This is a genomic window from Clostridioides sp. ZZV15-6597, assembly GCF_020657815.1.
Lineage (GTDB): Bacteria > Bacillota > Clostridia > Peptostreptococcales > Peptostreptococcaceae > Clostridioides.
The window spans coordinates 71,274-78,647 of record NZ_JAGWCT010000006.1 but is presented as its reverse complement, the minus strand read 5'-3'; the positions used below and the strand labels follow the sequence as shown (position 1 = coordinate 78,647).

Annotated in this window: 5 protein-coding genes and 1 other annotated feature; all 5 genes read left to right on the top strand. The window is 30.7% G+C overall.

Annotated elements, in window-relative coordinates:
* The first annotated feature begins 141 nt into the window (after positions 1-141).
* A complete protein-coding gene (locus KGF52_RS02810; protein ID WP_227839071.1) occupies positions 142-1,518 on the top strand; it encodes a TrkH family potassium uptake protein in 1,377 nt (458 codons plus the stop codon).
* A 291-nt stretch (positions 1,519-1,809) separates the two neighbouring features.
* Positions 1,810-2,481 carry a potassium channel family protein gene (locus KGF52_RS02805; protein ID WP_227829447.1) on the top strand — a complete coding sequence of 224 codons (672 nt, stop codon included), beginning with the start codon at positions 1,810-1,812 and terminating at the stop codon, positions 2,479-2,481.
* A gap of 181 nt (positions 2,482-2,662) precedes the next feature.
* Positions 2,663-3,460, top strand: coding sequence for a TrmH family RNA methyltransferase (locus tag KGF52_RS02800; RefSeq protein ID WP_227839070.1), 798 nt, complete (start codon positions 2,663-2,665; stop codon positions 3,458-3,460).
* A gap of 198 nt (positions 3,461-3,658) precedes the next feature.
* Positions 3,659-3,893: a binding site (T-box leader), on the top strand.
* A gap of 49 nt (positions 3,894-3,942) precedes the next feature.
* Entirely contained in the window at positions 3,943-4,962 is a 1,020-nt protein-coding gene (gene pheS, locus KGF52_RS02795) for a phenylalanine--tRNA ligase subunit alpha (protein WP_227829449.1), read from the top strand.
* Positions 4,963-4,978: 16 nt separating this feature from the next.
* On the top strand, positions 4,979-7,372 hold the full coding sequence (pheT, locus tag KGF52_RS02790) for a phenylalanine--tRNA ligase subunit beta (RefSeq protein ID WP_227839069.1): 2,394 nt from the start codon (positions 4,979-4,981) through the stop codon (positions 7,370-7,372).
* The last annotated feature ends 2 nt before the right edge of the window (positions 7,373-7,374 follow it).

The window sequence follows — 7,374 nt, the reverse complement described above, 5'->3', positions numbered from 1 at the left end:
CAAAAATTATAAAAATTCATATCATTGTCTTTATACAATATTTATACTATAATAGAATAATAATTTAGAGGAAAGCTCTAAAAATAAACAAATTAAAGGTCTTAACAGTAATGATTTTATGTTAAGGAGGTATAAAGAAAGTTGAAAACAATAGTTAGAAGACTTATTCTCTACGCAGATGGAATGCGACCTACTCAAATAATGGTATCTGGGTTTGCAGCAATTATTTTAATTGGAGCCATATTGTTAACACTCCCGATATCGTCACAGAGTAGAGAGAGTATAGGCTTATTAAATGCTCTATTTACAGCTACTTCAGCGGTTTGTGTTACTGGTCTCGTTATGGTAGATACAGCAACTTATTGGAGTTTATTTGGACAGATAGTAATAATAACATTGATACAAATTGGTGGTCTTGGATTTATGACCGTAGCTACAATGTTTTCACTTATGGCACGAAAAAAAATACAACTAAGAGAAAGATTATTGATACAAGAATCATTAAACCAAGCAGATTTATCAGGGCTAGTAAGACTTACAAGATTTGTATTAATAATAACTATAACAATAGAGGGAATAGGTGCACTAGTTTTATCAACTGTCTTTATTCCACAATTTGGTTTATCTAGAGGAATATGGTATAGCATATTTCATGCAATATCAGCGTTTTGTAATGCCGGATTTGACTTAATGGGTAGTGTAAGTGGGCCATTTACATCGCTAAATTCTTATGTAAACAATGTTACAGTATCAATGACTATTTGCGCGCTTATAGTGTTAGGTGGATTAGGATTTCCAGTTGTTCTTGATATTGTAAGAAAAAAAAGATTTTCAAAATTAAATGTGCATTCTAAAGTTGTTTTATTTTCAACTGTAATACTTATTTTAGTAGGTGCAATATTTATTTTTCTTATAGAGTTTAACCAAAAGGCCACTATGGCAGAATTACCTGTAAAAGGGAAAATATTATCAGCGATATTTCAATCAGTAACAGCAAGAACGGCTGGTTTTAATACACTTGATTTAGCTACTTTACGAGAAAGTAGTATATTTATAATGATAATTTTGATGTTTATCGGAGCATCACCTGCATCTACTGGTGGAGGTATCAAAACAACAACATTAGCAGTTTTAATAATTACAGTTAGAAGTTTTTTATCAGGAAAATCTGATATAGAAGCTTTTGAGAGAAGACTAGCTCCAGCAACTATAAAAAAATCTCTAGGGATATTTGTAATTAGTATATCCGCAGTTATTTTTGGAACTTTGATTATTTCAATAACTCAACCTAAGTTTACGCTAGTTCAATCAGCATTTGAGGTTACTTCAGCACTAGCTACAGTTGGTTCAAGCTTAGCTGGAAGTCCAAACCTAAATGCTTTAGGTAAGGTTATAATAATAATCTTTATGTTTATGGGGAGAGTTGGTTCTCTTACTTTATTTATGGCTATACTTTCTGGAGGTAAAAGAAAGAGTCAGCCAGTTAGATACGCAGAAGGGAAGATTATGGTTGGATAGAGTAGCATTTATGAGATAAATTGATTAATAATGATATATAATCTAGGAAAATAAACTTAGATGTGATTAATTAAATAAATCAACTAATGATAGTAATAATCTAGGAAAATAAATTTAGATGTGATTAATTAAATAAATCAACTAATGATAGTAATAATCTAGAAAATAAATTTAGATATGATTAATCAAATAAAACAAAAATATTAAATATAAAAATTAAATTAATTTATCTATATAAAAGTTAATTTAATAGATATTATACAAATTGTGTGTTAGGGAGGAAGTTTCGAGATGAAGCAATATATAGTCATTGGGTGTGGGAGATTTGGAAGTTCAGTTGCATCTACTATGCATCTTTTAGGACATCAAGTAATGGCAATAGATAAAAATGAAGATTCAGTTCAAAGTATATCTGATAAAGTAACGCATTCACTTATAGTGGATGTTACTGAGGAACAAGCATTAAGATCATTGGGTCTAGGTAACTTTGATGTAGCAGTAGTTGCAATAGGTTCTGATATAAGAGCATCTATAATGGCGACTCTTATAGCCAAAGAAATGGGCGTAGAGTTGATAATATGTAAGGCAAAAGATGAATTACAAGCCAAAGTTCTTTATAAGATTGGTGCAGATAGAGTTGTATTCCCAGAAAGAGATATGGGAGTAAGAGTTGCACATAATTTAGTTTCTGACAATATATTAGACCATATTGAACTTGACCCAGAATATTCAATTGTTGAAATCGTAACTCCAAATGATTGGGTTGGTAAAACACTTGTAGAACTTGAGCTTAGAGCTAGATATGAGATAACTGTGCTTGCCATCAAGACTGGTAAAAATATAAATGTGACACCTTCTCCTGATGAGGAACTTACAGCTGGAAGTATATTGGTTATAATTGGTCAAAATACTAGTATAACAGCTATTACATCTGGAAATAAGGGTATAATTAGAAGAAGATAGTCTATTATTTAAGATATATTTGATTGCAATGAAAGTAGATAGTATCATATAATTATGAATAGTTATATGATACTATTTTTATTTTAATTGATAATAGAGTTTTAATCGAAATCAAGATTTTAAAAGTAGGATAAAGAATGATAAGGAGGTTGTGCTAATATTAAGTTAGCATTTAGATAAAATGATTACAACTATAAGCAGTAAGGATAATGAAAAATTAAAATATACTAAAGCACTGTTAAAGTCAAAAAATAGAACAAAAGAGTCAAAATTCATAATAGAAGGGTACAGAATAGTAGTGCTTGCACTTGAATGTAATGCAAATCTTGATTATGTATTTATCAATGAGGACTTTGAAAATAAAAAGGAACACGTGGAACTATTAGAAAACTTAGATAAAAAAAACACAAATGTATATAAGACTACTAATAAAAATTTTAAAGAACTTGTAGACACAGAAAATACTCAAGGTATAATAGGTGTAGTTTCATTTAAGGAAAAAAATTTAAAAGAAAGTATAAATAAAAAAGATAAGTTTGTATTGATTTTAGACAGAATACAAGACCCAGGAAATATGGGGACCATAATAAGGACTGCTGACTCTGCTGGAGTAGATGCAATAATAGCACTAAAGGGATGTGTTGATATATACAATCCAAAGGTAATTAGGTCAACTATGGGTTCTATTTTTGATATGAATATAATTAATGCCCTACAAGATGAGACTGTAGATGTACTTAAATCACAAGGGTTTAATATAGTTTCAAGTTATTTAAATACAGATAATTTTTATGACAAAATAGACTATGGCTCAAAAGTAGCTTTGGTGATAGGAAACGAAGCAAATGGGATAAATGAAGAGCTTGTATCAAAATCTGATATTTTGGTTAAAATACCTATATATGGCAAAGCTGAGTCGTTAAATGCCGCAATAAGTTCTGCTATACTGATGTATGAAATAAAAAAATACTTAATTTAATGTATTGTAATAAATATAATGTCGTGTTATAATCTTGAATTAAATAGTAGAGTATCAAAAATAGTCAATATATTTTAAACATGATTGATAAAAATATTATGTGATTGTACTTTAAAATAGTCACAATAAAATAATCATATAGATAATCACAAAATGTAAATATAAATGATATAATACTAAAATAAACAATATAATATTGTAAATGCAATGAAAGAGGAAAGTATTTTGATTAAACTTAGTAAAGAGATAAACACCTAGGCTGGGAGTGTTTTCTAAGAGGTCAGGAGAAGTTCCCTCTGGAGTAACAAAGCTGAAATTTGACAGTAGGCTTTGACGTGAAAAACGCGTTAAGTTTGTTAGAGGTGGTTTGATGATTTTTAGATTGTTAAACTACTAGGGTGGTACCGCGAAACTATAGCCTTTCGTCCCTAGACAGGGATTGAGGGGCTTTTTTTATACAAAAAAACGAAAGGGTGATATGTGTGCAAGAAAAATTACTTGCTTTACGTGAAGCAGCTTTAGCTGAAATAAAAGAGGCACAAAGCATAGAAAGTGTAGAAAGTTTAAGAGTTAAGTATTTAGGAAAAAAAGGTGAGATAACTGCCATACTTAAAGAGATGGGGAAATTATCTGCTGAAGAAAGACCAGTAGTTGGAAAAGTTGCCAATGATGTAAGAGAGAATATTGAACTTAGCATAAATTCTAAAAAAGAAGAGATAAATGCTATTGAAAAAGAAAGAAAATTAAGAGAAGAAGTAATAGATGTTACTCAACCTGGAAAAGTATTGAAAGTTGGAAAGAAACATCCAATAACTCAAATTATAGATGAAGTAACAGATATATTTATCGGAATGGGATTCTCTATAGCAGAAGGTCCAGAAGTTGAAACAGTAGAAAATAACTTTGATGCATTAAATGCTCCTAAAGACCATCCATCAAGAGATATGAGCGATACATTCTATATCAATGATGGTGTATTACTTAGAACTCAAACGTCTCCGGTTCAAGTAAGATCTATGAGAAGTCAAGAGTTACCAATTAAAGTAATAGCACCAGGTAGATGCTTTAGATTTGATTCACCAGATGCGACACATTCACCAATGTTCCATCAAATAGAAGGGCTTGTTGTTGGAAAAGATGTTACTATGGCAGAATTTAAAGGAACTATGGATATCTTCGTTGAAAAATTGTTTGGTTCTGATATCAAAACTAAGTTTAGACCTCATAACTTCCCATTTACAGAGCCAAGTGCAGAGGTTGATGTTACTTGTTTCAAATGTGGTGGTAAAGGTTGTCCAATGTGTAAGTACGAAGGTTGGATAGAAATATTAGGTTCAGGTATGGTTCATCCAAATGTACTTAGAAATTGTGGAATAGACCCAGAAGTTTACAGTGGATTTGCATTTGGAGTTGGGGTTGAAAGACTTGCAATGCTTAAATATGAAATAGATGATATTAGATTATTATTCGAAAATGATATGAGATTCTTAAATCAATTTTAATTAGGAGGGTGTGTAGATGTTAGTATCTTTAAAATGGCTTAGAGACTATGTTGATATAGACATGGATGTAAAAGAGTTCGCTGATAAAATGACAATGACAGGAACTAAAGTTGAAACAATAGATTATTATGGTGAAGAAGTAGAAAATATATTAGTTGGAAAGATTTTAGAAATAAAACAACATCCAAATGCTGATAAGTTAGTTGTAACTAAAGTAGATGTTGGAGATAAAGTTGTTCAAATAGTTACAGGAGCTACAAATATATCAGAAGGAGATTATATTCCAGTAGCTGTAAATGGTTCTAAATTACCTGGAGGAGTTGAAATTACACAAACTGACTTCAGAGGGGAATTATCAGATGGTATGATGTGTTCAGCAGCTGAATTAGGTATAGATGAACATTATATTGAAGAATACAAAAGAGGTGGTATATATATTTTAGACCACGAAGACTCTTATGAATTAGGAAAAGATGTAAAAGATGTTTTAGGATTAAATGATGCTTTAATAGATTTTGAATTAACTTCAAACAGACCTGACTGCAAATGTATGATGGGTATAGCTAGAGAAGCAGCTGCAACTATAGGAACAAAAGTAAAATATCCGGAAATAGAAGTAAAAGAAAGTGATGAAGAAATAGACTTCAAAGTTGAGATAGATAACCCAGATTTATGTAGAAGATATGTTGCTAGAATGGTAACTGATGTAAAAATAGAACCTTCTCCATATTGGATGCAAAGAAGACTTACAGAAGCAGGTGTAAGACCTATAAGCAATATAGTTGATATAACAAACTTTGTAATGTTAGAGCTTGGTCAACCACTTCATGCTTTTGATATAAATCAAGTAGAAACAGGAAGAATAGTAGTAAGAACTGCTAAAGATGGAGAAAAGCTTGTAACACTAGATGATGTTGAAAGAACATTAGACAAAGATATGTTAGTTATAACAAATGGAGAAAAATCACTTGGTCTAGCTGGTGTAATGGGTGGTGCAAACTCAGAAATAACTGATAAGACAAAGACTGTACTTTTCGAAAGTGCCAATTTCAAACCAGAAAATATAAGAATGACAGCTAAAAAAGTGGGAATTAGGTCAGAAGCTTCTTCAAGAAATGAAAAAGCCTTAGACCCTAATCTTGCAGAAATAGCAGCAAATAGAGCCGTACAACTTGTTGAGATGTTAGGAGCAGGAAAAGTATTAAAAGGAACTGTTGATGTATATCCAAATAAACCAGAACCTAAAAAATTGGTGGTAAATCCTCAAAGAATCAACCATCTTTTAGGTGTAGATGTACCAATGGAACAGTTTGTAGGAATTTTAGAATCATTAGAATTTAAATGTAATTTAATTGCTGATGATAAGCTAGAAGTAGATGTACCGAGTTTCAGAACAGATATGGAACAAGAAGCTGATGTATGGGAAGAAATAGCTAGAATTTATGGTTTTGAAAATATACCTTCTGTACAGTTAGAAGGAAATACAACAGCAGGGGTTAAAACTTCAAAACAAAAATTCATGGAAGCACTAAAAAATAATTCAACTGCTGTAGGATTAAACGAAATATTAACATATTCATTTGTAAGCCCTAAGGGAGTTGACAAGATAAGAGTACCAGAAGGTAATATAAAGAGAAATTTTGTTAAGTTGATGAACCCATTAGGAGAAGAAACTTCTGTAATGAGAACTACTTTAATACCAAATATGTTAGATGTTTTATCAACTAATGTATCTCATAAAATAGAAGAAGTATCAGCATTTGAGTGTGGACATATATTCATACCACAAGATTCAGAACTTCCTATGGAAGCAAATAGAATGTGTGTAGGTATGTATGGTAAAGACGTAGATTTCTTTGCATTAAAAGGAACTATAGAAACTGTACTTGTTAATGTAGGATTCAAAGATTATGAAATTGAACCTCAAGATAATAATACTACCTTCCACCCTGGTAGATGTGCTAAAATAGTGTATAATAATAAATATGTAGGTACATTAGGTGAATTGCATCCAGATGTTATAGAAAACTACAATCTAGGTCAAAGAGTTTATGTTGCTGAAATAGATATTGATTTTGTATTTGATAATTCTGATAGAACAAAGAATTATGTGCCATTACCAAAATATCCATCTACATCAAGAGATATAGCTCTTATTGTTAAGGATGATGTATTTGTAAAGCAAATAGAAGATATAATAAAGGAAAATGGTCAAGGATTAGTAGAAAGCTACAAATTATTTGATGTTTACAAAGGTTCTCAAATAGAAGCTGGATATAAGTCAATTGCATATTCAATAACTTATAGAAGTAAAGATAAGACTCTAACAGATGAAGAAGTAGCTAAGGTGCATGATAAGATATTAAGTGAATTAAGCGAAAAATTGAATGCTAACTTAAGATCAAATTAACA

Bases quoted from the DNA above. Each gene is read 5' to 3' on its own strand.
- KGF52_RS02805 (WP_227829447.1), top strand. From the start codon at position 1,810: ATGAAGCAATATATAGTCATTGGGTGTGGGAGATTTGGAAGTTCAGTT.
- KGF52_RS02800 (WP_227839070.1), top strand. From the start codon at position 2,663: ATGATTACAACTATAAGCAGTAAGGATAATGAAAAATTAAAATATACT.
- pheT (WP_227839069.1), top strand. From the start codon at position 4,979: ATGTTAGTATCTTTAAAATGGCTTAGAGACTATGTTGATATAGACATG.